The sequence below is a fragment of the Burkholderia sp. KL41 genome (assembly GCF_057005415.2).
Genome location: NZ_CM174446.1, coordinates 1,487,359 through 1,510,536 on the forward strand (window position 1 = coordinate 1,487,359; position 23,178 = coordinate 1,510,536).

The window sequence follows — 23,178 nt, forward strand, 5'->3', positions numbered from 1 at the left end:
GGCGGGTCTGGTCATCCGGCTTTGCTACCGCGGCACCGAAGCGCCCGGCGAACGTGGGCAGTCGCCGCGCGAGAACGTGAGCGAACCGCCTGCGGCCGCGTATCGAAACATCGAAACCTGAGAATCACCCGCCCGCCTCTCCGGCAAGCGTGACCGGTCGCGGCCCGCCATCTCCGGGCAAATTTCCCGCTCCGATTACCTGAAACGCCCGAATCCCCGCGATCCGACGGCAAATCCGAAATGGTTCGATAATGCGGATCGGCGATCCATGCGGACGAGCGAGCGGCCGGGAATTCGTTGCCACGTTGCGCAGGCAACCGGGCCGCAGCATCGTTTGCAGCATCCGCCGGGCCGTGCCTGCAGGCAACACGGCCCACGACACGGCGCCCTGCCTGGTTGTTCGGAATGTGCGCCGCGCCGTTCGAATCCCCACCCGATGCCTGCCCGAAGCGGGCATCGCAACCAGGAGGTGAACGATGATCACGCTGACCGTCAACGGTAGCGAGCAGCACTTCGACGGCAATCCCGACATGCCGTTGCTCTGGTATCTGCGCGATGTTCTCGGCCATACCGGCACCAAGTTCGGCTGCGGGATGGCACTGTGCGGCGCGTGCACCGTGCACGTCGACGGCGTCGCGATCCGGTCGTGCATCACCCCGGTCGCGGCCGCTTCCGGCAAGCGCGTGACGACGATCGAGGGCCTGTCGACCGATCTGACCCATCCGCTGCAGCAGGCGTGGCAGGAACTGAACGTCGCGCAGTGCGGCTACTGCCAGTCCGGGCAGATCATGCAGGCCGCGTCGTTGCTGAAGACGAATCCCCATCCGACCGACGCCGACATCGACGATGCGATGTCCGGCAACATCTGTCGCTGCGGCACCTACACGCGCATACGCGCGGCGATCCGCCTGGCCGTGCGCCGCGGAGGTGCCGCATGAGCGCCCCCGAACTCTCCGTCCATAACGAAAGCCGCCGCGCGCTGCTGCTCGGCTTTGCGTCCGGCGGGTTGCTGCTCGCGTTCGGCGTGCCGTCGCTCGTGCGCGCGGCCGTGCCGAACCAGCCGCCCGTCAGTGCAGATCCGCGATACGGCGGCGCGGGAATGCCGCACGGGTTGCGCGACGATCCGCACCTGTTCGTCGCGATCGCACCCGACGGCACGGTCACCGTGACCTGCATCCGCTCCGAGATGGGGCAGGGCGTGCGCACGAGCGTCGCGCTCGTGGTGGCGGACGAGCTGGGCGCGGACTGGGCGCGCGTGAAGGTCGCGCAGGCCGTCGGCGACGAGCCGCGCTACGGCAACCAGAACACCGACGGCTCGCGCAGCTTGCGCCAGAGCTTCGCCGCGTTGCGCCGCGCGGGCGCGGCGGCGCGCACGATGCTCGAACAGGCTGCCGCCGCGGCGTGGGGCGTCGATGCGCGGCAGGTCAGGGCAACCGTGCATGAGGTCGTCGACACGAAGAGCGGACGCAAGCTCGGCTTCGGCGAACTGGCGGCGAAAGCGGCCGCGTTGCCGGCACCCGATCCGGCGACGGTGCCGCTGAAAGCGCCAGCCGAATTCCGCTATATCGGCAAGGGCGAAACGGCGTTGATCGACGGACGCGACATCGTCGCCGGCCGCGCGCACTACGGGATCGACACGCGGCTCGACGGCATGCTGTACGCGGTCGTCGCGCGCCCGCCGGCCTACGGGGACACGATGGCGTCGTTCGACGCGTCGGCGGCGGAGAAGCTGCCGGGTGTCGTCAAGGTCGTGCCGCTCGCGCCGACGCCGCTGCCGTCCGGCTTCCAGCCGCTCGGCGGCGTGGCCGTCGTCGCGCGCGACACGTGGACGGCGATCCAGGCACGCGCGCAACTCAAGATCGACTGGAAGCACGGGCCCAATGCGAACTACGACTCGGCCGCGTATCGGAAGACGCTCGAAGCGGCTGCGGCCCAACCGGGCGACGTGATCCGCAACGACGGCGACGCGGCGGCGGCGCTGGCCGGCGCCGCGAAACGCGTGCGTGCGACCTACTACATCCCGCATCTCGCGCACGCGACGATGGAGCCGCCCGCGGCCGTCGCGCGCGTGGCGGACGACCAATGCGAAGTGTGGACCTGCACGCAGGCGCCGCAGACCACGCGCGACGAGGTCGCGAAGGCGCTCGGGTTGCCGGGCGAGCGCGTGACGGTCAACGTGACGCTGCTCGGCGGCGGTTTCGGCCGCAAGTCGAAGCCCGACTACGTGGTGGAGGCGGCGCTGCTGTCGAAGGCGGTCGGCGCGCCCGTCAAGCTGACGTTCACGCGCGAGGATGACCTCGCGCACGACTACTTCCATGCCGTGTCGCTCGAAGCGTTCGACGGCGGGATCGATGCGTCGGGGAAAGTGGTCGCGTGGCAGCATCGCACGGTTGCGCCGTCGATCCAGTCGACCTTCAGGGCCGGCATCGTGCACGAGCAGCCGGGCGAGCTCGCGCAGGGGATCGCGGACCTGCCGTTCGCGATCCCGAACGTGCGGATCGAGAATCCGGCCGCGCAGGCGCACACGCGGATCGGCTGGTTCCGCTCGGTCTACAACATCCCGCATGCGTTCGGAATCCAGAGTTTCGTGTCGGAGCTGGCGCACGCGGCCGGCCGCGACCCGAAGGATTTCCTGCTCGAACTGATCGGGCCCGCGCGGCGTTTCGAGCCGCACATCACGGTGAAGAACGTGAACTACGGCGAGGACCCGGCGCTGTATCCGGTCGACACCGGGCGGCTGCGGCGCGTGGTCGAGACGGTCGCGCGCGAGGCGGGCTGGGGGCGCAGGCTGCCGAAGGGGCGCGGGCTCGGGATCGCCGCGCATCGCAGCTTCGTGTCGTATACGGCGGCGGTGTGCGAGGTGCAGGTCGATGCCGACGGCAAGATCACGGTGCCGCGGGTCGACATCGCGATCGACTGCGGGCCGCAGGTCAATCCGGAGCGCGTACGCTCGCAGCTCGAGGGGGCGGTGGTGATGGGGCTGGGCATCGCGCTGCACGGCGAGATCACGTTCAAGGACGGCCATCCGGAGCAGAGCAACTTCAACGGTTTCCAGGTGCTGAGAATGAACGAGGCGCCGCGTGAAATCCGCGTGCATCTCGTCGCGCCCGACGATTTCGCGACACCGCTCGGCGGCGTGGGCGAGCCGGGCCTGCCGCCCGTCGCGCCCGCGCTGACCAATGCGATCTTCGCGGCGACCGGCACGCGCATCCGCAGCCTGCCGGTTGCCGATCAGCTCGCGAAGCCCCGCGCGGGGTGACGCAATCCCCGGGCCGGGCCGTATCGTGCGGCCCGGTACGCATCCATCCTTGAACAAGGAGTGTCGACGTGGCCTCATCCGATATCAGCGTGAAGCAGGCAGTTTCCCCGACCGAATGGGACGCGCGAGTCAACCTGGCGGCGGCTTACCGCCTCACCGCGCTGTTCGGCTGGGACGATCTCGTGTTCACCCATATTTCCGCGCGCGTCCCCGGCCCGGAGCATCATTTCCTGATCAACCCGTACGGCATGATGTTCGACGAGATCACGGCATCGTCGCTGGTGAAGGTGGATCTCGAAGGACGCAAGGTGTCCGAATCGCCGTACGAGATCAACCCGGCCGGCTTCACCATCCACAGCGCGGTGCACGCGGCCCGCGACGACGCGCTGTGCGTGATGCATACGCATTCGATCAACGGCGTCGCCGTGTCGGCGCAGGAGGGCGGGTTGCTGCCGCTGTCGCAGCAGTCGCTCGGCGTGCTGGCGTCGCTCGGCTATCACGACTACGAGGGCATTGCGCTCAACGAAGGCGAAAAGGCGCGCCTCGTGCGCGACCTCGGCGCCCACACGAACCTGATGCTGCGCAACCACGGCCTGCTGACCGTCGGGGCGACGCCGGCAGACGCGTTCGTCGCGATGTATTTCTTCGAAGCGGCCTGCATGATCCAGGTGCGCGCGCAGGCCGGCGGCACCGCGCTGTTGCCGATCGCACAGCCGATTCTCGACGGCATCAAGCAGCAGATCGCCGCGGTGACGCGCGGCATGGGGGCCGGCGCGCTCGTCTGGCCCGGGCTGCTGCGCCGGCTCGATCGACGCAATCCGGGGTACGCCGACTAGCTCATCCGTCGTTGTTGTTTGCGAACGACCGTGCTAAATTCCTGCCAGCATTCGCAATCACGGAACCCTTCATTCGGCTGACGAAGCCGGCCCCCGGGAGGCAGCACGATGAGCTTGTTGATGTCGCGACGCGATCTCGCGTTCCTGTTGTACGACTGGCTCGACGCGGAGGTGCTCGTCGCGCTGCCGCGCTATGCGGAGCACAGTCGCGAGACCTTCGACGCGGTGCTCGATACCAGCGAGCGGATTGCCGAAGACCTGTTCGCGCCGCATGCGGCACGAGGCGATCGCGAGGAACCGCACTTCGACGGCGAGCGCGTGACACTGATCCCGGACGTCGAGCCGGCCGTGCGCGCCTTCGCGGACGCCGGGCTGATCGCCGCGGGCCACGACGAAGCGCTCGGCGGCATGCGCTTGCCGAAGCTGGTCGAAGCCGCGTCGTTCCTGTTCTTCCAGGCCGCGAACATCGCGACCGCCGCCTATCCGTTCCTGACCGTCGCCAACGCGAACCTGCTCGTCGCGCATGGCACCCCCGCGCAGATCGACGCGTTCGCGCGCCCGGAGCTGGAAGGGCGCTACTTCGGCACCATGTGCCTGTCCGAGCCGCAAGCCGGGTCGTCGCTGTCCGACATCGCGACGCGCGCGGATTTCGAGTGCGACTCGCCGCTCGGCCCGCGCTACCGGCTGACCGGCAACAAGATGTGGATCTCGGGCGGCGAACACGAGTTGACGGAGAACATCGTCCACCTCGTGCTCGCGAAGATCCCCGACGAACACGGCCGGCTGCTGCCCGGCACGCGCGGCATCTCGCTGTTCATCGTGCCCAAGTACCTGCCCGGTACCGACGGCGCCGCGCAGGGCGAGCACAACGACGTGGTGCTCGCCGGGCTGAACCACAAGATGGGCTACCGCGGCACCACCAACTGCCTGCTGAACTTCGGCGAAGGCACGCGCTACCGGCCGGAAGGGCGGGCGGGTGCGATCGGTTATCTGGTCGGCCAGCCGAACCACGGCCTCGCGTACATGTTCCACATGATGAACGAGGCGCGCATCGGTGTCGGCACGGGCGCGGTGGCGCTCGGCTACACGGGTTATCTGCATGCGCTCGACTACGCGCGGAACCGGTCTCAAGGGCGTCCGCTGGGGCCGGCGGGCAAGGATGCCGCCGCGCCGCAGGCGCCGATCGTCGAGCATCCGGACGTGCGGCGCATGCTGCTCGCGCAGAAGGCCTATGTCGAAGGTGGTCTCGCGCTGATCCTGTACTGCGCGAAGCTGGTCGACGAAGCGCGCGCGCACGACGACGCGACCGTGCGCGCCCAGGCCGAGCGGCTGCTCGACATCCTGACGCCGATCGCGAAAAGCTGGCCGTCGCAGTGGTGTCTCGCGGCGAACGACCTCGCGATCCAGGTGCACGGCGGCTACGGCTACACGCGTGATTACGCGGTCGAGCGGCTCTATCGCGACAATCGGCTCAACCCGATACACGAAGGCACGCACGGAATCCAGGCGCTCGACCTGCTGGGCCGCAAGGTCGCGCAGGACGATGGCGCGCTGCTGCGCGCACTCGACGGGAGAATCGGCGCGAGCGTCGAACGCGCGCGGGCGCTCGATGCCGGCCTGCGAGAACAGGCCGATGCGCTGGCGCAGCGCTGGTCGCGGCTGGTCGACGTCACGCGACAGCTCGGCGCGATCGGCGATCAGCAGGCGCGGCTCGCGAACGCGAGTGTCTATCTGGAAGCGTTCGGCCATCTCGTCGTCGCGTGGCTGTGGCTCGACGTGACGCTCGCCGCGCACGGGCAAGCCGGCGATTTCCACGACGGCAAGCGTGCGGCCGCCCGCTACTTCTTCCGCTGGGAATTGCCGAAAGTGGACGCACAGCTCGATCTGCTGTCGAGCGTCGACACGACGACGCTCGACATGCGCGACGCGTGGTTCTGAACGTAGCCGCACCGACATTCCGGAATGCTGACGATGTCGCGAAGGCCGGCTCGGATGGCCATCGCACACGCGTCGTGAACCGGGCGCGCGGGAGCATCCCGCAAACCGCATCGATGCGCGGCCACGCCGCGCAAGGAGAGAGAAGCGCATGAAAGCCTTGTTGTGTACTGCATTTGGCCCGATCGACAGCCTGCGCATCGAAGACGTCGCGATTCCCGAACCGGCGGCCGGCCAGGTCCGGGTCAAGGTGAAGGCCGCGTCGCTCAATTTCCCCGACGCGCTGATCGTCCAGGGGTTGTATCAGGTGAAGCCGGCGTTGCCGTTTTCGCCGGGCGCCGAGTTTGCCGGCGTGATCGACGCGGTCGGCGAGGGCGTTACCGCATGGCGGCCCGGCGATTCGGTGGTCGCGTTCACGGGGCACGGCGGGTTCGCGCAGCAGTGTGTGGCCGATGCGCACCAGATCGCCCCGTTGCCGCCGGGGATGACGTTCGAGCAGGGCGCGGCGCTCGTGCTCGCATACGGCACGTCGCTGCACGCGTTGCAGCAACGCGCGCGGCTGCAGGCGGGCGAGACGCTGCTCGTCCTGGGCGCGGCGGGCGGCGTCGGGCTCGCCGCGATCGAGATCGCGAAGGCGCTCGGCGCGCGCGTGATCGCGGCGGCGTCGAGCGCGGACAAGCTCGCGCTGTGCCGCGAAGCCGGCGCGGACGAAACGATCGACTATGCGACCGAAGACCTGCGCCGCCGCGTGGACGAACTGACCGGCGGGCGTGGCGCCGACGTCGTCTACGATCCGGTGGGTGGCGCATACACCGAGGCGGCGCTGCGCGCGACCGCGTGGCGCGGCCGGTTCCTCGTCGTCGGGTTCGCGGCCGGCGAGATTCCGAAGATCGCGCTGAACCTCGCGCTGCTCAAGGAGCGCGACATCCTCGGCGTGTTCTGGGGCGACGCGGTACGCCGCGACCCGGCGCAGCATGTCGCGAACATGCGCTTGCTGGCCGAATGGTTCGCGGCCGGCAAGGTGCGGCCCGCGATCACCGAGCGCGTGTCGCTGGCCGGTGCGACCGACGCGATCGCGCGGATGGCGAACCGGCAGGTGAAGGGCAAGGTGGTGATTCTGCCGGACGCGTGACTACGGTATGGCGCGTCGCGGCGCGAAGCGTGCCACGACGGCCGCGTGCACCGGTGCAACGCCGGTGCAGCCGAGCCGGCGGCCGCCGCGCGAACCCGGTTCAGTCCTTCGGCAGGCGCAGCGTGTCGAGCGCATGCTGCGAAAACTCGACCCAGAACCGCTCGTTCGCGATGCCGGCCTGCAGCACCAGATGTTGCAGGCGCTTCGTGCGTGAATCGTCGGGCGTCGAAAAATCGCGCGCCTCGATCTGCAGATAGAGATCGAGCTTTTCCTGGTGAAGCGCGATGCGCCGCCTGATTTCGTCCTCGAGGCCGGCCGGCCCGAGCACCGCTTCCGCGCGCAGGCGCACCATCAACGCTTCGCGCAGCGGCGTCGGATCTTCCGGTTCGGCGATCCAGCGCCGCAGTTCCTTTTTTCCGGCCGGCAGGATCCGGTACGCGCGCTTGCGGCCGCGCCCCGATTCGGCGGGCAGCGATTCGATCCAGCCTGTTTCCTCGAGGCGCCCCAGTTCGCGGTAGATCTGCTGGTGCGTGGCCTGCCAGAAATAGCCGATCGAGCGATCGAAGCGGTCGGCGAGCTCGGACCCCGAACCGGGACGTTCGGCGAGCGCGGTGAGGAGTGCGTGAGGCAGGGACATGTCGGATCGGCGGAGGCAGCGGAATGAACCGCATCTTGCCATATCGGGGCCACAGTACAAGCCATGGGCCACGTTTATGCAACTTGTTGCGTAAACGAAAGCGGTGAACTACCATCTGTGCAACTTGTTGCATAAAAATGGAGGCACTCGATGGCATCCCGCTATCCGCATTTGACGACCCCGCTCGAACTGGGCTTCACGTCGCTCAGGAACCGCGTCCTGATGGGGTCGATGCACGTCGGCCTCGAGGAAGCGCCGCACGGATTCGAGCGAATGGCGGCGTTCTATGCCGAGCGCGCGCGAGGCGAGGCCGGCCTGATCGTAACGGGTGGTTTCGCGCCGAACGAGCGCGGCCGTCCGGCGCCGGGCGGCGCGATGCTGACGACCGAAGCGGAAGCCGAACGCCATCGCATCGTGACGCGCGCGGTGCATGCGGAGGGCGGCAGGATCGCGCTGCAGATCCTCCACTTCGGGCGCTACGCATATCACCCGGCGCTCGCCGCGCCCAGTGCGCTGAAAGCACCGATCAACCCGTTCACGCCGCATGCGCTGAGCGGCGACGAAGTCGACGAGACGATCGCCGATTTCGTCCGATGCGCGGCGCTTGCGCAGCATGCGGGCTACGACGGTGTCGAGATCATGGGGTCCGAGGGTTACCTGATCAACGAGTTCATTGCCGCGCGCACGAACCATCGCGACGACGCGTGGGGCGGTGCCTACGAGAATCGCATCCGTTTCGCGGTCGAGATCGTGCGGCGCGTGCGCGAGCGGGTGGGCAAGAACTTCATCGTCATCTACCGGCTGTCGATGCTCGATCTCGTCGAAGGCGGCTCGACGCTCGACGAGGTGATCCGGCTCGCGCAGGCGATCGAGGCGGCCGGCGCGACGATCCTCAATACCGGCATCGGCTGGCACGAGGCGCGCATTCCGACCATCGCGACCAAGGTGCCGCGCGCCGCGTACGCATGGGTCACGCGGCAATTGATGGGCAAGGTCGGCATCCCGCTCGTGGCGACCAACCGGATCAACACGCCGGAAGTCGCCGAACAGCTGCTCGCCGACGGCTATTGCGACATGGTGTCGATGGCGCGGCCATTCCTCGCCGACGCCGAATTCGTGCGCAAGGCGCGGGAAGGGCGCGCGGACGAAATCAACACGTGCATCGGTTGCAACCAGGCGTGCCTCGACCATACGTTCAGCGGCAGGATCACGTCCTGCCTCGTGAATCCGCGCGCCTGCCACGAAACCGAGCTCGTGATCCGCCACGCACGGCAGCGCAAGCGCATCGCGGTGGTCGGTGCCGGCCCGGCGGGCCTCGGTTTCGCGGTCACGGCGGCCGAGCGCGGTCACGCGGTGACGCTGTACGAAGCGGGTGCCGAGATCGGCGGCCAGTTCAACATCGCGAAGAAGGTGCCCGGCAAGGAAGAGTTCAACGAAACGCTTCGTTACTTCCGCCGGCAGATCGAGTTGCGCGGGATCACGCTGCATGTCAATACGCGCGCGAGCGCCGAGATGCTGCTGCAGGGCGAATTCGACGAGGTGGTGATCGCGACGGGCATCGTGCCGCGCACGCCGCCGATCGACGGCGTCGGGCATCCGAAGACGCTCGGTTATCTCGACGTGCTGCGCGACGACAAGGCCGTGGGCCGCAGCGTCGCGATCGTCGGCGCCGGCGGCATCGGTTTCGACGTCGCGGAATATCTGGTTCATCGCGATGGCGGCGAACAGGTGGACGCGGACCGGTTCTTCAACGAATGGGGCGTCGATCGATCGTATGCGAGTGCCGGCGGGCTGGGCCGTGCGCAACCCGAGCCGGCCGCGCGGCAGGTGCATCTGCTGCAGCGCAAGGCGTCGAAGATCGGCGACGGGCTCGGCAAGACCACCGGGTGGATCCACCGCACGGCGCTGAAGGCGCGCGGCGTCGGCATGTCGTCGGCGGTGACGTACCGTCGCATCGACGACGAAGGTTTGCACGTGACGATCGACGGCGTCGAACGGACGCTCCCAGTGGACAACGTGGTGATCTGCGCGGGGCAGGAGCCGTCGCGCGAACTGGCGGAGCAACTGCAGGCCGCCGGATGCCGCGTGCATCTGATCGGCGGCGCACACGAGGCCGCCGAACTCGATGCGAAGCGCGCGATTCACCAGGGCACGACGCTGGCCGCGACGCTTTGACGCCGATTCGTTTCTTTTCCGTCCGATGAGTCAGGAGACTTCGATGACACACTCACCGCTGCAAGTTCATCCCGCCGTCGCGAAATCGCTCGACGCGTGGCATGCGATGATCGACAACAAGGATTTCAGTGCACTCGAATCGATCGTTCACCCGGATGCGGTGTTCCGTTCGCCGATGGCGTTCAAGCCGTACGGGCCGGCACCCGCGCTGTTGATGGCGCTACGCACGGTGATCACGATCCTCGAGAATTTCGTCTATTACCGCCAGTTCGTCACCGACGACGGCCTGAGCGTGGTGCTGGAATTCAGCGCGAGCGTCGGCGACAAGGCGCTGAAGGGGATCGACATGATCCGCTTCGACGAAGAAGGGCGGATCGTGGAATTCGAAGTGATGATCCGGCCGTTCAATGCGCTGCAGGCGCTCGGTACGGAAATGGGCGCGCGGCTCGGGCAGCAGTTGCCGGCGTTCAAGGTTGGCAGTTGAAGCGGATCATGACCGCACGACTGCGCGCGTATCCCGGTTCGGCCGGCATCGTGAGCGGATGGCGAAGTACGGCTTCACGCACGTGGAAATCGACGGCGTCGCGGCAGGCGGCGAGGCGACGTCGTCATGCCTGATGCCGCGCGCGGTGTCGACCGTCGGCACGGCCGGCACCGCATGCGTGTTCACGCGGCTGCCGCCCGCGCCAGCCGCCCGGCGAACCAGTCGCAGACGAGCGCGGTGCGCTCGGATGCGTGGTTGTAGATCGTGTGCTCGCCGTCCGGCCAGACCTTGAGCGTCGTATCGCCGGACGTCGCGGCATCGAGAAACGGCTGTTGATCGTCGATCCGGATCAGCGGATCTTCGCCGCCGTGCAGCACCAGCAGCGGGCACGCGATACGGTCGCGTTCGGACGAGAAACTCATCCGCGCGAAGTTCGCCGCCACGGCATCGGGATCGTCGTTGCCGAGCATCGCCGCGGCCTGCTCGACGAACGTGCGGAACGGCAGCAGCGTCGGCGCCGCGAGCGCGCCGTTCACGCAACAGGCCGCGATCCGTCGGTCACTCGCGGCAGTCGACGCCGCCCACAACCCGCCGATGCTGTTTCCCCAGATACCGATCGGCCCGGGCACATGATCGGCGACGTGATCGACGAAGCGCCGATAGGCGGCGCTCATGTCGACGTCGACGAAGATCCGCTGTTCGAGCCGCGTCTCGCCCTGGCCGGGCCCCTCGGCGAGCAGCGTGGCGAGGCCGCGTGCCGCGAGTGCGCGCGCGATCGGCCAGTACGCGAAACCCCAGCCGCTCTGGCCGCCGAACACGATCACGGCGCCGCGTACGCGCTCCGCCGGCGGCCGCACCAGCCAGCCGATCAGGCGCGCATCGCCGAACGGCACTTCGACGCGTTCGATGCGCTTGTCGGACCAGCGCGCGAGGCCGTGCGACGCATCGACGAGCCGCGCATAGAGCGCGCGCTTGCGCGGGACGTCGTGGTTGAACGCCATCTGCGCGAACAGCAGGTTCGCGATGGCCATCGCCTGCGCGTCGGCGGCCGTGACCAGGTGGCCGGCATCCGCCGCCTGCGCGGCGCGCGCGAGCTGCGCGTCGGCCAGCGCTTCGGCCGCGACGTCCCACGGTTCGCCGGTGGACGTGCGGGCGTGCAGCGCGGTTGCGTCCGCGTAGTCCATCCCGCAATCGAGCAGGCGCGTGACGGGCATCGCGCGCTGCAGCGACAGCGCGAACGGTGACAGTTCGGTCGTCATGCGTCGGTCTCCTTCACGATGCGTGGGTGACGGCTGCCGAAGCCGCCGAAATTGCCGAAGCTGCGGCAGGTTCGCTCGAGACGGCGGACCAGTGCAGTGTGTCGCGCAGCGCGTCGACGAGCGCGCCGAGATCGCGCAGGTCGGTCACCGAACCGAACACGATGAAATCGGGCCGCTTGATATACGCGGCGATGCCGTGCGCGTGCATGAACGCGTGCTGGTCGCCGTCGAGATCGACCACGGCATCCGGCGCGCACACGTCGTCGGCCAGCACGGCCACGTGACAGCCGAGCTGCGCGAGGAATGCGCGCTGCGCGTCGTCGAGATGACGGGCAGGGTGCGCGCGCGTGACGAGCTGGAAACCCTGGCCGACCACGTCGTCGAAACGGCCCTCGGCCGCGCCGCGCCTCGCGCGGCCTTGCGGGGCCGGTGCACCCGTCGTCGGCAGCAGCGTGCCGTCGGCTTGCGCGTGCACGATGCCGTGGCCGAGCTTCGGGAACGGCGGCATCGGCGGCATGTTGCCGGAGCGGAACGCCGCGTCGCGCTCGGCGACCTTGCGCGGATCGTCCTCGTTGACGACCTGCCCGAGAAACAGCGACATCTGCGTGATCGCCGTCACGTGCGGGCGGCGCTCGGCTTCGTAGGTGTCGAGCAGGTCGGCGGACGCGCGCCCGGTCAGCACCAGGTCGAGCTTCCACGCGAGGTTGATGCCGTCGCGCATGCCGGAGCACGCGCCTTGTCCCATGTACGGCATCATCGTGTGCGCCGCATCGCCCGCGAGCAGCACGCGGCCTGCGCGCCAGCGTTCGGCCATGCGCGTCTCGAACGTGTAGACGACGTGCCGCAGCAGCTTCAGGTCGTCCGGGCCGTAGCCGTAGTGGTCGTTGAGCCACTTCCAGCCGGCTTCTGCCGTTTCCCATTCGGCCGTCGATTCGTTCGGCAGCACGCGCAGCTCGAAACGCGTGCGCTTCGTGCCGATCGGCATGTGCATGTACGCGCGCGCCGGATCGCAGTAGATCGTCGTGCGCGCGCAGCCGTCGCCGAGATCGCGCTTGTTTTCCGAATCGAGATTGAGCCAGCGTTCGTTGTAGCCGAAATCGGAGCGTTCGATGCCGAGCGTGCGGCGCACGAGGCTGTTCGCGCCGTCGGCGCCGATCACGTAGCGCGCGCGAAAAACGCGCGGCCTGTCGGTCCATTGCGCGTCCTGGCCGCAGCGGGACGGATGCGCGGTCAGCGTCACGCCGTCGTCGTCCTGCTGCAGCGTGTCGACTTCCCAGCCGCGCAGGATCGTCACGTTCCTGAAGGCGCTGGCGCGTGCATCGATCGCGTCCTCGATGTCGGGCTGGTAGATCGAGATGTGCGCGGGATAACCGCATGCGCGGCCGGTCCAGTTCAGTTCGAGCAGCAGGTCGCCGTTCGCGTCGCAGTAGTGATAGGTGTCGACTGCCTTTGCGTTGCGCAGCGCGTGATCGACGTCGGCACTGGCCTGCACGATGCGGGCGGTTTCGCCGTCGATGTGCGTGAGGCGCGGCAGGCCGTAGGGCGTCGGCCAGCGTTCGAGGACGATCACGCGATGGCCGGCGCGGCCCAGCATCGATGCGGCGACGAGGCCGGTCGGGCCGTAGCCGACGATCGCGACGTCGCAGTGTTCGGCGGTGCTGTCGCCGTGCGCGCTCGATTCGGTATTCATGTGGGGTGTCTCCATGATGGTGGTGTTTGTTGGTTTGTCGTGTGTTCGATTCAGCGCGCGGTCGAGCCGGGCAGGTTGCCATCGAACGCGTCCTGCAGCAGCGCGCGCAGGCCGTCGCGTTCGATCGGGCGAGGGTTCCAGTACGGATTGGCGGCCGCGAGATCGGCCGCGCGATCGAGGTCGGCTTCCTGCATGCCGATCGCCTTCAACGAGACGGGCGCGCCGTTGTCGAGCGCCAGTGCGTAGAGGCCGCGCGCCGCGTCGTTCGTGCCGATCGCGCGGGCGATGCGCTGCATCGCGTCCGGCGCGTGCGCCGCGTTGTACGCGAGCGCATGCGGCAGCACGACCGTATGGGTCGGCGCGTGCGGCAGGTTGAAGCTGCCGCCGAGCGTATGACAGAGCTTGTGGTGCAGCGCCATGCCGACGTTGCCAAGCACCATCCCGCACAGCCATGCGCCGTAAAGCGCGTCGCCGCGTGCGCCGAGATCGGCGGTGTTGCGGCGCACGCCGGGCAGGCCGCGCGCCAGCGCGCGAATCCCTTCTTCGGCGACGAGGCTCATCACCGGGTTCGCGTTGTTCGCGTAGAGGCCTTCCGCTGCGTGCGCGATCGCATTGAGCCCACTCGTCACGGACAGCTCGACGGGCAGCGTGACGGTGAGCGCGGGATCGTAGATCACCGTTTTCGGCAGGACGCGCGCGTCGGAGCCCGTGCGCTTGATGCCGTCTTCCGTCAGGCCGTAGATCGGGGTCATCTCGCTGCCGGCATACGTCGTCGGGATGGCGAGGATAGGCAGGCTGCTTTCGAGCGCGATCGCCTTGCCGAGGCCGATCGTCGAGCCGCCGCCGATCGCGATCGCGCAATCCGCACCGCACGACCGGGCGAACGCCTGCGCATCGCGGGCGATTTCGATCGGCACGTGCATCGTCGCGCGATCGTACAACCCGGCCGCGCGCGCGCCGAGCCGCTCGACGATGGGTTGCGCGAGGTCGCGCTGCTCCGGCGTGCAGAGCACGAGCGCACGCTGCGCGCCCAGTTCCAGCACTTCGCGTTCGAGATGGTCGAGGCTGCCTGCGCCGAAGATCACGCGTGCGGGGCGTGCCTGGTAAATGAAATTCATGTCGTCGTCACTCCATGGCGTAGTCGACCTGGTGGCGCGCGATGCGCAGGCCGGCCAGTGAGTCGCGTACGCGTGCGTGTTCAGGGTGCGTCGTGTATCCGTCGAGCGCTTCGCGCGACTCGAATTCGGCGACGAGTATCAGGTCGCACGCGTAATCGACCGCGCTGAAATCCGCGCCGACCTCGAGGTGCGTCATGCCTGGAATCCGGCCGCGCAGGCTTTCGAATGCACGCTTCACGCTGGCGCGTGCCGCCGCGCGTTCGCTGTCGGTTTCGCCTGCGACGTTCCACATCACGACGTGCCGGATCATGCGCGGCGCTCCGCTGGATTGAGCACGAAGTCGTAATCGAGCGTGTAGAACGGCGTGTCCATGCGCGAACCGTCCGGCGCGATGCCGGGCGCGTGCCGCACCCAGTCGGCGACGAGCGTCGACCGTACGCCGAATACCGCGTCGGAGTCGAGATAACGATCGCCGTCGCGAAACACGTGCGTGATCAGCGTTTCGTAACCGCGCGCCGCGATCATGAAATGCAGGTGCGCGGGGCGCCACGGATGACGGCCGAGCGCGTCGAGCATGGCGCCGACGGGGCCGTCGTGCGGAATCGGATACGGTTCGGCGAGGATCGAGCGGAACGCGTAACGGCCATTGGCGCCGGTGCGCAGCCGGCCGCGTGCGCGATGCGTGACCGAACCGTCGTCGGCCGGAAGCTGGACGTCGTAGTGCCCGTCCTCGTCGGCTTGCCAGACTTCCAGCGACGCGTGCGCGACCGGCATGCCGTCGATGCCGCGCACGTGGCCGGATACGAAACAGGGCTCGCCGCATGCGCCGTTCGCGATGTCGTCGAACATCGCGAACTCGGGGCTGCCGTCGACATAGAACGGGCCGAATACGGTCGCCTCCGTGCAGCCGGCCGGTTTCGCATGGTTCTGGGCGGTGACGAGGGTCGACAGCCCGAGCACGTCGGAAAGCAGGATGAATTCCTGGCGCTTGTCGTCGGTGATGTGCCCGACCGCGGTCAGGAAGCCGATCGCGGCCTGCCATTCGGCCTCGGTGAGTCGGGTCTCCCGCGCAAACGAATGCAGGTGCTGGACGAGACTGGTCATGACCGTGCGCAACCGCTCGTCGCGACAGCCGGAGAGCGATGCGATCACGGCCTGCGTGATGGTGTCTTCGTTGAGATTGCGCATGGGGTTGTCTCCTGATGTCGTTGGATGGCGCGTTGACGTAACATTAATTCCTCCCCGGATCGTAAAAAAGATGGTTTGGAGGAGTTTTGTTCTCCGCCAAGTGGAAGAATCCAACGCATGGACAAGTGGACGCAGATCGAATTTTTCGTGCAGGTCGCCGAGCTGGGGAGCCTGTCGAAGGCCGCCGAGCGGCTCGGCATGTCGAGCGCGGCGGCGAGCCGCTGCCTGAATGCGCTGGAGGAGCGGCTGGGGGCGCGGCTCGTCGAGCGGACCACGCGCCGCCTGTGGCTGACCGACGCGGGGCACGAATACCACCGGCGCTGCGTCGCGATCCTGACGGAGCTGTCGGAGGCCGATGCGGCGGTCAACGAAACGAGCGTCAATCCGGCCGGCACGCTGCGCGTGACCGCTTCCGTATCGTTCGCGTCGATCTATATCGCGCCGGCGTTGCCGGAGTTTCACCGGCGCTACCCGAACCTGAACGTGCAGATCATCGCGGCGAACCGCTACCCGGATTTCATCGAGGCGGGCATCGACGTGGCGATTCGCACGCGCGAACATGAAGCGGATTCGGGCATCACCGTGCGCAAGCTCGCCGAGACACGGCGCGTGCTGGCCGCGTCGCCAGGGTATCTGGCGAAGCATGGCGCGCCGGCGACGCCCGATGCGCTGTGCGACCACCGGTTGCTGGTCTACAACCTCGCGAACGATCCGTACGTGCTGCATTTCCGCCGCGGCGCGAAGAAGCAGTCGGTCACGATCAAGAGCGTGCTCGATGCGAACGAAGGGCAGGTGATCCGCGCGGCGGCGCTTGCCGGGCTTGGCATCCTGATCCAGCCGCTCTACATCATCCACGAGGATATCGTCGCGGGAAAGCTGGTGCCGGTGCTCACCGACTGGCAACTGCCGGCGCTCACCGTCAACATCGCGTACCAGAGCCGCCGTCACCAGCCGGCGAAGATCCGCGTCTTCACCGAGTTTCTGATCGAGCGTTTCGAACGCCTCGGGCTCGCGCGCAAATGGAAGGAAGTCGGCCGCTGATCGCGGGCCGTCGCCGCGCCGCTGCGCATTTCTCCGTGTAACGAAGAACTGTTCTCCTGAAGGTCGTCTTTTTCGCCGCTGTCGTGCGCTTTACATTGCGTCTCCCCGGGCCTGCGATGCCCGGCCCGCGATGACACGATAACAATCCGGTCTGGAGACGACATGAAATTCACCTTGCGACGGGTACCCTTGGCATTCCTGATCGCCGGCGCCGTGCAGGTTCCGGCGTCGGCCACGGAGAACGGGCAGATCAGCTATCCGTTCGGCGTCAACACCGTGCTGAACGGCTTGCTTCCGCCGCCCGGCAACACGCAGTACTTCAACTACGCGCTGTACTCGGTATCGAACCGGTTTGCCGGGCCGGACGGCGGCAGCGCGGTGCCGGGGTTCCACCTGAGCGTCGTCGCGGAAACGCCGCGTGTGGTCCACACCTGGGGCGCGACGTTCGGGCCGTTCTCGCTGTCGAGCAGCGCGATCGTGCCGATCGTGCACCTGCACCTGTCGACGCCGGGCGGTACGGGAAACCGCACGTCGCTCGGTGACGTGATCCTCGAGCCATTCATGATCAACTACGCGAACGCATCGCAGACCTTCTTCGCATTCTTCTCGCCGTCGTTCGCGGTGCCGAGCGGCGCGTATGCGGCGAACCGGATCGCGAACACGGGGTTGAACACGTATGCGTTCCTGCCCTACGTCAGCACGACCTGGTTTCCGGGCCGCGACTGGGAGATCTCGACGACCACGCTGCTGGAGCTGAATTCGCCGAACCATGCGACGCGGTACCACTCGGGTGCGGTGGCCGTGCTCGATTACCTGGTCGGCTATTCGATCGACCGGCGCGTGCAGGTCGGCGTGCAGGGCACGTTCCTGAAGCAGTTCACCGACGATATGCAGGACGGCATCAAGGTCGCGTCGGACGGTTTTCGCGGGCAGTCGGTCGCGATCGGCCCGCAGCTGCGTTACATGTGGGGGCCGGCGTCGGGCATGGTCGTGAAATACCAGCACGAGTTCGCGGTGCGCAACCGGCCGCAGGGCGACAAGCTGTGGGTGCAGTTCAGTTTTCCGATCTAGGCGGCGACGTTGCGCCGGCCGGTCGCGGCGCGCGTCATGGGCGCGGCGGCGGTTCGTAGCGGTCGTCTGCGTGTGCGAAGTCGTTATTTCGACTGAGGCGCGTGGCGCTCGGCGTGGCCGCGAGCCGGGCGTACTGACCCACGAATCCTGACAAAACCCTGACGGGATAAATTGATATAACGTATCATCCGACGTTTGGATCGACGGCCGTCCGAGGCTGTCGGGCAAGCCACGTGCGACGAAACCACACGAAGACCGATACGAAGTGACGAAGACGAAACACAGGCGGGCGCGCGACGCGCGGCTGCACGCCGGCTCGCGCCGGTACGACGGGGGATGGCGCTCGCGTGCCGCGTATGGTTGCGCAACCTGGGTGGGGTGTGCGATGGCGACGTCCGCCGCGCTTGCCGCGGAAGCGGCCGCACCTGCACCCGACGACCGCCATGCGCTGCCGGCGATCAACGTCAGCGCGCGATCCGCACCGGCCGACCCGCTGACGCAACCGCTCGAAACGGGCTCGCGGCTCGGGCTGGCAAGTCTCGATACGCCGGCAAGTGTCGAGTCGGTTACGGCCGGCACGATCGAGGCACGCGGCGATCGCACGGTGCTCGACGCGGTGACGCGCACCGCGGGGTTCGCGAGCGCGATGGCGCCCGGTACCGGCGGCACCGCATTGAGCGTGCGCGGCTTCAGCGGGCAGGAATCGGTGATGACGCTGCTCGACGGCGTGCGGCTGATGCCGGCGGCCGGCACGATCACCTTTCCGTTCGACACGTGGTCGGTCGAACGCATCGAGGTGCTGCGCGGCCCGGCGTCGGTGCTGTATGGCGAGGGGGCGATCGGCGGCGTCGTCAACGTGGTGCCGAAGCGGCCGCAGCGCACGCGCGAGACGACGCTGCAGGCCGGCGTCGGTGCCGACGGCGCGAAGCGCTTTGCGTTCGATACGACGGGCGCGCTCGGCCCGCGGCTGTCTTACCGCTTCTACGCGAGCGATGCACGCGCGAACGGCCTCGCCGAGCGGGCCGATACGCATACGACGGCCGTCGGCGGCGCGCTGAAATTCGACGTGAGCCCGAAGCTCACGCTGACGCTCGACTTCGACTACGGCCGCCAGATGCCGGCGACCTACCATGGCGTGCCGGCACCGAACGGCGTGCTCGATCCGTCGCTGCGCAAGCTCAACTACAACGTCGGCGATGCGACGATTGCCTACTACGACCAGTGGACGCGCCTGTCGGCCCGCTACCGGCCGACGGCCGGCGTGACGATCGACAACCAGCTCTACTACCTGACGTCGAACCGCCACTGGCGCAATGCCGAATCGTATGCGCTCGACACCGCGACGGGTCTCGTCACGCGCGGCGACTATCTGGACATCGGCCATCACCAGCGGCAGATCGGCGATCGGCTGAGCGCACGCTTCGACGGCACGCTGTTCGGCCGCGCGAACCGTTTCGTCGTCGGCACGGAATTCAGCCATGTCACGTTCAGTGGTACCAACAATTCGCCGTATGGCGGCGAATCGACGGTGCCCGCGCACGGTTTCGATCCCGGCGTGTTCACGAGCCCCGACCCGACGGTGCCGCAGTTCAGCACGCGGGCACGGCAGGCGGCGGTGTTCGCCGAGAACCGGCTCGACGTGCTGCCGCGGCTCGCGTGGGTGAGCGGCCTGCGCTACGACCACATCGCGTTCAGCCGCGAGCAGGCCGCGACCGGCGCCGGCTTCGACAAGCGCTTCGCGAACGTCGGCTGGCGCACGGGCTTCGTGTTCGAAGTCGCGCCGACGCTCAGCGCGTATGCGCAGTACACGACGGGCGCGGAAGGGCTCGGCTCGCTGTTGACGCTGTCCGCGTCGCAGGCGAACTACCGGCTCGCCACCGGCGAACAGTGGGAAGCCGGCATCAAGCAGACGCTGCTCGACGGCCGCGCCTACTGGACCTTCGCCGTGTACGACATCACGAAGCGCAACCTGCTCAGCACCGATCCGTTCAATCCCGCGCTGCGCCAGCAGGTCGGCCGGCAATCGTCGCGCGGCATCGAGCTGACGGGCGGCGCGCGGCTGCCGCACGGCTGGACGGTCGACGCGAACGTCGCGCTGCTGCGCGCGCGTTATGACGAGTTCAGCCAGAAGGTCGGCAGCGCGACGGTGTCGCGCGCCGGCAATGCGCCGGCCAACGTGCCGCAGCAGACGGCGAACCTGTGGCTCGGCTGGGCGTTTGCCGAGCGCTGGCAGGCGAATGCGGGCATGCGTTACGTCGGCGCGACCTACGGCGACGACGCGAACCGCATACAGGTGCCGTCGTACACGGTGTTCGATGCGTCGCTGCGCTGGCAGCCGACGTCGCGCACCGAGCTTGCGCTGTACCTGCGCAATCTCGCGAACCGCACGTACGCGGTGACGACGTCGAACGGCGGCGAGCAATGGCTGCTCGGCCCGTCACGCTCGGCGGAGCTCGTCGCGACGATGCGCTTCTAGTGCGGCGCGGCGAGCCTCCCGTGGCGCACATGCTCGACATCGAACGCGTGAGCTGGTCTCCCGGCGGCGCGATCGCCGTGCTCGATTCGGTGACGCTGAGCGTGGCCGACGGCGAGTTCGTCGGGCTGGTCGGCCCGAACGGCAGCGGCAAGACGAGCCTGCTGCGCTGCGTGTTCCGCTACGCACGGCCCGATGCGGGCCGTGTCGCGCTCGACGCGCAGGACGTGTGGCGCATGCGGCCGCGCGCGGTCGCGCAGCGCATCGCGGTGCTGCAGCAGGAGACGCCCGACGATTTCGGGCTGACGGTCGACGAACTGGTCGGCATGGGGCGCACGCCGCACAAGCGACCGTTCGACGCGGAGACGGCGGACGATCGCCGGATCGTCGAATCCGCACTGCACGACGTCGGCCTCGTCGAGCGCCGCGCGCAACGCTTCGCGTCGCTGTCGGGCGGCGAGAAGCAACGCGCGCTGCTGGCTCGTGCGCTTGCGCAGCAGCCCGAACTGCTGCTGCTCGACGAACCCACCAACCATCTCGACCTGCGCCATCAGCTCGAACTGCTCGCGCGCGTGCGGCGCCTCGGCATCGCGACGCTCGCCACGATTCACGATCTCAATCTCGCGGCCGCGTATTGCGACCGGCTCCACGTGCTCGCGCACGGCAGGGTCGTCGCATCGGGCGCGCCGGCCGACGTGCTGACCGAAGCGCTGCTGCGTGACGTGTTCGGCGTCGTCGCGCTCGTCGATCGCCATCCGGTCACGGGCCGGCCGCGCATCACGCCGCTTCATCCGGAATGACCGCCATGCCGTTTCCTGTCCTGCCCTCCGCGTTGCAGTCTGCGTCGTCGTCCGCATTCCGCCGGCTGGTTGCCGCGACCCTGCTCGGCTGCGCGGCCGCGCATGCGGGTGCCTATCCCGTCACCGTGCGCAGTTGCGATCGCGACGTGACGTTCGACCGCGCGCCGACGCGCGCGGTGAGCAACGACGTGAACCTGACCGAGATGATGCTCGTGCTCGGCCTGAAGGACCGGCTCGTCGGCTACACCGGCATCGGCGGCTGGAAGACGGGCACCGCGCGCGTGCGCGACGCGCTGCGCGGCGTGCCCGAACTGGCGAGCCAGTATCCGTCGCTCGAGGTGCTGGCGGCCGCGCGTGCCGACTTCTATCTGGCGGGCTGGAACTACGGGATGCATGTCGGCGGTGCGGTGACGCCGGCGACCCTCGCGCCGTTCGGCATCCGGACGTACGAGCTGACCGAATCGTGCTCGCACGTGATGAAGCAGACGGCCGCGTCGTTCGACGACGTGTTCCGCGACCTGCACAATCTCGGCCGGATCTTCGGTGTCGACGCGCGCGCCGCGCAGGTCGTGGCCGCGATGCGCGCGCGTCTCGCGGCGGTGTCGCGCGCGATCGGGCGTCCGGCGCCGCTGCGCGTGTTCGTCTACGACAGCGGCACCGACAAGCCGATGACGGCCGGCGCGCTCGCGATGCCGACCGCGCTGCTGACGGCGGCCGGGGCGCGCAACGTGATGGCCGACCTGCCGCGCAGCTGGACGCAGGTGAGCTGGGAAAGCGTGGTGGCGCGCGATCCGCAGGTGATCGTGATCGTCGACTATTCGGCAGTGACGGCCGCGCAGAAGCAGCAGTTCCTGCTGAGCCAGCCGTCGCTCGCGCGCGTGGCCGCCATTCGCGACCGGCGCTTCATCGTGATTCCCTACGATGCGGCGACACCGGGCCCCGAGAACGTCGCGGCCGTCGAGACGCTGGCCCGCGCGCTGTATCCGGCCGCGTTCGCCGGGCCGGCGCGATGAGCGGGCACGTGCGTGCGTGCGTCGCGGCCCGGCCCGGCATGCGCACGGTGCTGCCGGCGCTGGCGCTGCTGCTGGTCGTGTCGATCGTCGTATCGGCCGCGTTCGGTCCGGCGCCGATCGCGATGCGGGCGGCGGTGCGGATCGTCGCCACGCACATCGTGCCGGCGTTCGGCGAGGCCGGCGTGTTCGCGGCGGGGGCGGGCGACGACAGCATCGTCTGGCTGATCCGGATGCCGCGCGCGCTGCTCGCCGCGATCGTCGGCGCGACGCTGGCAGCGGTCGGCGTCGCGTTGCAGGCGGCGACCGCGAACCGCCTGGCCGATCCGCACCTGCTCGGCGTGAGCGCGGGCGCGATGCTCGGCGCCGTCGCGGTCACCGTGCTGGCCGGCGCGGCACTCGGCCCGTTCACGCTGTCGGCTGCCGCCTTCGCGGGCGCGCTTGCGGCGACGGCCTGCGTCATCGCGCTCGCTTACCGGCGCGGCCGGCTCGAATCGGACCGGCTGCTGCTCGCGGGCGTATCGGTGTCGTTCATGATGGCCGCGTTCGGCAACCTGCTGCTGTATCTCGGCGATCAGCGCGCCGCGTCGTCGGTGCTGTTCTGGATGCTCGGCGGCGTCGGACTCGCGCGCTGGGATCTGCTGCCGGTGCCGGCCGCATGCGCGGTACTTGCCGGCGGCGCGCTGTATGCGCGCCGGCGCGAACTGAATGCGCTGATGTCGGGCGACGTGGCCGCGGCCGCGCTCGGGGTGCCGAGCGCGCGGATGCGGCGCGAGGTGTTCGTCGTCGCGTCGTTCGCGACCGGTGCGATGGTGGCGGTGAGCGGGGCGATCGGCTTCGTCGGGCTCGTGACGCCGCATCTGTGCCGCCGTGTCGTCGGTGCCGAGCACGGCAGGCTGCTGCCGGTTGCCGCGCTGACCGGCGCGATCCTGCTTGTGTGGGCAGATGTGGCGGCCCGCACGCTCGCGGCGCCGGAGGATCTGCCGATCGGGATCGTGACCGCGATGTTCGGCAGCCTGTTCTTCGTCGCGCTGTTGCGCCGCCGCTGAGCGACGCGTGTGCAGCGGCGG

The 23,178-nt window shown here is 68.6% G+C and carries 19 protein-coding genes; 13 read left to right on the forward strand and 6 right to left on the reverse strand.

Annotated features, from left to right (window positions below):
* The first annotated feature begins 476 nt into the window (after positions 1–476).
* The 5 genes from PQB87_RS07055 to PQB87_RS07075 all read left to right on the forward strand — a co-directional run bounded on the left by PQB87_RS07055 (position 477) and on the right by PQB87_RS07075 (position 7,162).
* Complete coding sequence (locus tag PQB87_RS07055; protein WP_021157241.1) at positions 477–938, forward strand: (2Fe-2S)-binding protein; 462 nt, start codon at positions 477–479, stop codon at positions 936–938.
* Positions 935–3,259: a xanthine dehydrogenase family protein molybdopterin-binding subunit gene (locus PQB87_RS07060; RefSeq protein ID WP_489242732.1), complete on the forward strand. Its 2,325-nt coding sequence runs from the start codon at positions 935–937 to the stop codon at positions 3,257–3,259. Before PQB87_RS07055 ends, PQB87_RS07060 begins: the two co-directional genes overlap by 4 nt.
* Positions 3,260–3,327: 68 nt before the next feature.
* On the forward strand, positions 3,328–4,095 hold the full coding sequence (locus PQB87_RS07065; protein WP_059649344.1) for a class II aldolase/adducin family protein: 768 nt from the start codon (positions 3,328–3,330) through the stop codon (positions 4,093–4,095).
* A 108-nt stretch (positions 4,096–4,203) separates the two neighbouring features.
* A complete protein-coding gene (locus PQB87_RS07070) occupies positions 4,204–6,033 on the forward strand; it encodes an acyl-CoA dehydrogenase (RefSeq protein ID WP_489242733.1) in 1,830 nt (609 codons plus the stop codon).
* Positions 6,034–6,181: 148 nt separating this feature from the next.
* On the forward strand, positions 6,182–7,162 hold the full coding sequence (locus tag PQB87_RS07075) for an NADPH:quinone oxidoreductase family protein (protein WP_059682127.1): 981 nt from the start codon (positions 6,182–6,184) through the stop codon (positions 7,160–7,162).
* A gap of 100 nt (positions 7,163–7,262) precedes the next feature.
* Here the strand turns inward: PQB87_RS07075 and PQB87_RS07080 are convergent, their stop codons facing one another.
* Positions 7,263–7,799, reverse strand: coding sequence for a PadR family transcriptional regulator (locus PQB87_RS07080; protein ID WP_021157238.1), 537 nt, complete (start codon positions 7,797–7,799; stop codon positions 7,263–7,265).
* A gap of 150 nt (positions 7,800–7,949) precedes the next feature.
* Here PQB87_RS07080 and PQB87_RS07085 point away from each other — a divergent pair, with 150 nt between their 5' ends.
* Positions 7,950–9,974 carry an oxidoreductase gene (locus tag PQB87_RS07085; protein ID WP_489242734.1) on the forward strand — a complete coding sequence of 675 codons (2,025 nt, stop codon included), beginning with the start codon at positions 7,950–7,952 and terminating at the stop codon, positions 9,972–9,974.
* Between the two features lie 43 nt (positions 9,975–10,017).
* The gene (locus PQB87_RS07090) at positions 10,018–10,458 is read left to right on the forward strand and encodes a nuclear transport factor 2 family protein (protein ID WP_059682130.1); all 441 of its coding nucleotides are present in this window, start codon (positions 10,018–10,020) and stop codon (positions 10,456–10,458) included.
* 182 nt (positions 10,459–10,640) lie between these two features.
* Here PQB87_RS07090 and PQB87_RS07095 read toward each other — a convergent pair whose 3' ends face one another.
* From PQB87_RS07095 to PQB87_RS07115, 5 genes are read right to left on the reverse strand one after another with little or no spacing between them, the layout of a single operon-like run.
* The gene (locus PQB87_RS07095; protein ID WP_489242735.1) at positions 10,641–11,717 is read right to left on the reverse strand and encodes an alpha/beta hydrolase family protein; all 1,077 of its coding nucleotides are present in this window, start codon (positions 11,715–11,717) and stop codon (positions 10,641–10,643) included.
* 13 nt (positions 11,718–11,730) lie between these two features.
* On the reverse strand, positions 11,731–13,407 hold the full coding sequence (gene mhpA / locus PQB87_RS07100; RefSeq protein WP_431207403.1) for a bifunctional 3-(3-hydroxy-phenyl)propionate/3-hydroxycinnamic acid hydroxylase MhpA: 1,677 nt from the start codon (positions 13,405–13,407) through the stop codon (positions 11,731–11,733).
* A gap of 50 nt (positions 13,408–13,457) precedes the next feature.
* Complete coding sequence (locus PQB87_RS07105) at positions 13,458–14,525, reverse strand: maleylacetate reductase (protein WP_489242736.1); 1,068 nt, start codon at positions 14,523–14,525, stop codon at positions 13,458–13,460.
* Positions 14,526–14,532: 7 nt separating this feature from the next.
* Complete coding sequence (locus tag PQB87_RS07110; protein ID WP_059682138.1) at positions 14,533–14,835, reverse strand: Dabb family protein; 303 nt, start codon at positions 14,833–14,835, stop codon at positions 14,533–14,535.
* Entirely contained in the window at positions 14,832–15,713 is an 882-nt protein-coding gene (locus tag PQB87_RS07115) for an intradiol ring-cleavage dioxygenase (RefSeq protein ID WP_489242737.1), read from the reverse strand. The genes PQB87_RS07110 and PQB87_RS07115 overlap by 4 nt, the downstream gene beginning before the upstream one ends.
* Before the next feature lie 117 nt (positions 15,714–15,830).
* Here PQB87_RS07115 and PQB87_RS07120 point away from each other — a divergent pair, with 117 nt between their 5' ends.
* The 6 genes from PQB87_RS07120 to PQB87_RS07145 all read left to right on the forward strand — a co-directional run bounded on the left by PQB87_RS07120 (position 15,831) and on the right by PQB87_RS07145 (position 23,157).
* Positions 15,831–16,754: a LysR family transcriptional regulator gene (locus tag PQB87_RS07120; protein ID WP_059682143.1), complete on the forward strand. Its 924-nt coding sequence runs from the start codon at positions 15,831–15,833 to the stop codon at positions 16,752–16,754.
* Between the two features lie 162 nt (positions 16,755–16,916).
* Positions 16,917–17,825, forward strand: coding sequence for a SphA family protein (locus tag PQB87_RS07125; protein ID WP_489242738.1), 909 nt, complete (start codon positions 16,917–16,919; stop codon positions 17,823–17,825).
* Between the two features lie 385 nt (positions 17,826–18,210).
* Entirely contained in the window at positions 18,211–20,301 is a 2,091-nt protein-coding gene (locus tag PQB87_RS07130) for a TonB-dependent receptor (RefSeq protein WP_489242739.1), read from the forward strand.
* 20 nt (positions 20,302–20,321) lie between these two features.
* Positions 20,322–21,098, forward strand: coding sequence for an ABC transporter ATP-binding protein (locus PQB87_RS07135; protein WP_059677656.1), 777 nt, complete (start codon positions 20,322–20,324; stop codon positions 21,096–21,098).
* Positions 21,095–22,111: an ABC transporter substrate-binding protein gene (locus tag PQB87_RS07140; protein ID WP_489242740.1), complete on the forward strand. Its 1,017-nt coding sequence runs from the start codon at positions 21,095–21,097 to the stop codon at positions 22,109–22,111. The genes PQB87_RS07135 and PQB87_RS07140 overlap by 4 nt, the downstream gene beginning before the upstream one ends.
* Positions 22,108–23,157, forward strand: a complete 1,050-nt coding sequence (locus PQB87_RS07145; protein WP_222153910.1) for a FecCD family ABC transporter permease — start codon at positions 22,108–22,110, stop codon at positions 23,155–23,157. The genes PQB87_RS07140 and PQB87_RS07145 overlap by 4 nt, the downstream gene beginning before the upstream one ends.
* The last annotated feature ends 21 nt before the right edge of the window (positions 23,158–23,178 follow it).